This window comes from Candidatus Infernicultor aquiphilus (genome assembly GCF_002784285.1).
Classification (GTDB): Bacteria; Atribacterota; Phoenicimicrobiia; order Phoenicimicrobiales; family Phoenicimicrobiaceae; genus Infernicultor; species Infernicultor aquiphilus.
Map to the genome: position 1 here is coordinate 1 of NZ_PFKO01000041.1, position 3284 is coordinate 3284.

At 38.8% G+C, this 3284-nt stretch carries 2 protein-coding genes; both read left to right on the top strand.

Features of this window, described 5'->3' with window-relative positions:
• Nucleotides 1-189 precede the first annotated feature (189 nt).
• Complete coding sequence (locus COZ07_RS01330; RefSeq protein ID WP_406606802.1) at nucleotides 190-2499, top strand: xanthine dehydrogenase family protein molybdopterin-binding subunit; 2310 nt, start codon at nucleotides 190-192, stop codon at nucleotides 2497-2499.
• Nucleotides 2486-3284 (top strand): xanthine dehydrogenase family protein subunit M (locus COZ07_RS01335; RefSeq protein WP_406606803.1); only part of this gene is annotated, 799 nt, incomplete at its 3' end. The genes COZ07_RS01330 and COZ07_RS01335, both read left to right, overlap by 14 nt.

The window sequence follows — 3284 nt, forward strand, 5'->3', positions numbered from 1 at the left end:
AGAGCGTTTCCTTAATAATGTTACAATGATTTGTCATTGCGAGCGATAGCGAAGCAATCTCAAATCCTTACAAATCAAGGGATTGCTTCGTCGCTTTGCTCCTCGCAATGACAGAACAAAATGTAAAGATATTTAAAATCAGGATAAAACTTTGCTTGACCAGATGTATTAATAAGGGAGGTGAAGAGAATGGAATATGATAAAGTGAACCATGAGATAAGACGGGTCGATGCCTATGAAAAAGTCACTGGCAAAGCTAAATTTGGTGCTGATCTTTTCTTCCCTAATATGCTTTATGGTAAAGTTTTACGTAGTAAATATCCTTATGCTCGAATTGTAAAAGTAAATATTAAAAAAGCTTTAGCCCTTCCGGGCCTGCAAGCAGTTATAACCGCAGAAGATATCCCTAATAATAAATTTGGAGTGATTATCCAAAATCAACAAGTTTTAGCCCAAAAACAAGCCTTATATATCGGTGATGGAATTGCTGTGGTTGCTGCTGAGACTGAAGAGGCTGCTGCAGAAGCTCTAGAGCTAATCGAGGTAGAATATGAAGAATTAGCAGGGATTTTTGATCCCCAAGAGGCAGCGAAAGCAGGTGCACTATTAGTCCACCCAGAATTAAAAAATAATCAGGTAGTTCATCATCGATTAAGAAAAGGGGATACGGTAAAAGGTTTTGCTCAGGCCGAAGTGATCCTGGAAAGAGAATATACTACTCAGTTTGTAGAACATAGTTACATTGAGCCTGAGGTAGTTGTGGCAGTGCCCTATGAACATAATAGTTTAGTTACCATCTATGGTTCGGTACAAAATCCCTTTTCTTGTCGAAATGCTGTGGCCAGCGTACTTAAAGTAGCTTTGAACCAGGTGAGAATAATTCAGAACCATATGGGTGGATCATTTGGCGGTAAAGATGAAGTAATTTCTTCTATGGCTGCTCGAGCAGCGGTTTTAGCCTTAAAGACTGGACGACCAGTTAAAATGGTAAATACTCGAGCTGAATCAATCCTGGAAAGTTATAAACGCCATCCTTATCAGATGAAATACAAAGTTGGTGCTACTAAGGAAGGTAAATTAATAGCTATGGAAATTAAGGCTATCGCCGATAGCGGGGCTTATGCCTGCCAGACTCCCTTTGTTACCTGGCGTTCAGTGGTTCAAGCAACTGGTCCTTATGAAATAACCAATGTGAAGACAGATACTTATGGATATTACACCAATAATGTATATACTGGGGCGATGAGAGGTTATGGTTCACCGCAGATTATTTTTGCTCAAGAATCCTTAATAGATGAACTGGCTGAAGAGTTAAAGATGAGTCCTCTGGAGCTACGTTTAAAAAATATCTATCATAATAACTCTATAACCGCCAGTGGGCAGAAACTGGATAATCACCAGGTGAGCCTGGAAGAGGTAATTAGTAAAGCTATGGGAGTCAGTAATTATAAAGAAAAGTATGCTGAATATAATAGGTCTCAACTGGGAGATAAAAAAAGGGGAATCGGTATGGCCATCAGTTTTCGTGGCTGTAGTCTGGGTGCTGAGACAACCGATGCCGCTGGGGCTATAGTTGCTATTCAGCATGATGGGAGTATCTTAATCTCTTGTGGATTAGCCGAGAATGGTGCAGGTTTAAAGACGGTTCTGACTCAAATAGCTGCTGAGGAATTAGGAGTAGAGATTAAAAGGATCAATTATATGGAGATTGATACTTCAGTCTCTCCCGAAAGTGGTCCTACCGTTGCTTCCCGAAGTACATTATTAGGAGGTAATGCCGTAAAAAATGCTGCTCATCAATTAAAAGAAACTCTTGCCGAGATAATAGCAGCTGAATTTAAGATTAGAGCAAATAATCTAGTTTTTAAGAAGGAGAATATATCTGATAAAAATAAAGATCAAAAAATTATTTCTTTTGATCAGGCGGTAGATTTAGCCCATAAACAGGGAATATTTTTATCTGCTTATGGCTGGTATAAAGCTCCCGATATTTCCTGGGACGAAGTAACCGGTCAAGGCAGACCATATTTTACTTATGTCTATGGTTGCCAGGTGGCTGAAGTGGAAGTTGATCTAGGCACTGGTCAGATTGAGGTAATAAAAATTACTGCCGCCCATGATGTAGGTAGAGCTATTAACCCAGCCTGTCTAAGGGGGCAGATCTATGGCGGAGTAATGATGGGCTTGGGTTACGGCATTATGGAGGAATTAGAAACCGAAAAAGGTTATATTAAAAATACTAATTTTGATGAATATCTAATTCCTACCATAAAAGATATGCCAGAAATTACCCCCATTATGGTAGAAAATCCTGACCCTTATGGCCCTTACGGAGCTAAATCTATTGGGGAGCCAACTTTGGAATTGGGTGCTGCTGCTATCGCTAATGCAGTGGCTCAGGCGACTAGAAGAAGAATCAGAGACTTACCCCTTAATTTAGAACGTGTTTTGCTGGGATATTCTTTGAGTAAGGGGGTAATAAAAAGTGATAGCTTATGATTTTTTTACTACCCAGAAATTAGAAGAAGCTTTAGATTATTTAGATCGATTAGAAAAAGTTAAAGTCCTGGCTGGTGGAACAGACCTTTTAGTAGATATGCATAAAAAAAGTCCCCGACTTCCACCAATTTCCTATTTGTTAGATATAAGTAACCTGGAAGTCTTAAAATTTATCCGACCAGCTGACCATTATGTAGAGATTGGTTCTCTGATCACTCATTCTAAATTAATTAAGGAGCCCCTGCTTAATCATAATTTTCCACTTTTGGTGGAAGCAGCTCGAACTATTGGCTCCACCCAAATCCGTAACCGGGGGACTATCGGTGGTAACCTGGTAAATGCTTCTCCGGCAGCAGATCTTTTACCACCATTAATTGCTCTAAAGGCTGAGGTAGTATTAACTTCTAAAAAAAGTGAAAGAGTATTACCTTTAGAAGAATTTTTAGCCGGTCCCTATAAAACTAAAATAGAAGCTAATGAATTATTAACTAAAATAAAGATTCCTTTACTGGGTGACCATTATTATACTGATTTTCAGAAAATAGGCCGGAGAAAGGCTATGTCTATTGCCAGGTTGAGTATTGCTTTAGTAGTGAAAATAGATGAAAAAAGTATTTTTCAAGATGTTAGAGTGGTTCCCGGTTCAGCCACTCCTTATCCTCAGTCACTTTCCAAAGTTGAAAAAGCTATAGAGGGTAAATCTATAAATAAAATCGACTTAGAAGAGATAGGTAGAATAATTAGTGAGGAAATGATTTCTATTACTGGAGTAAGGTGGTCTACTC

Bases quoted from the DNA above. Each gene is read 5' to 3' on its own strand.
- COZ07_RS01330 (WP_406606802.1), top strand. From the start codon at position 190: ATGGAATATGATAAAGTGAACCATGAGATAAGACGGGTCGATGCCTAT.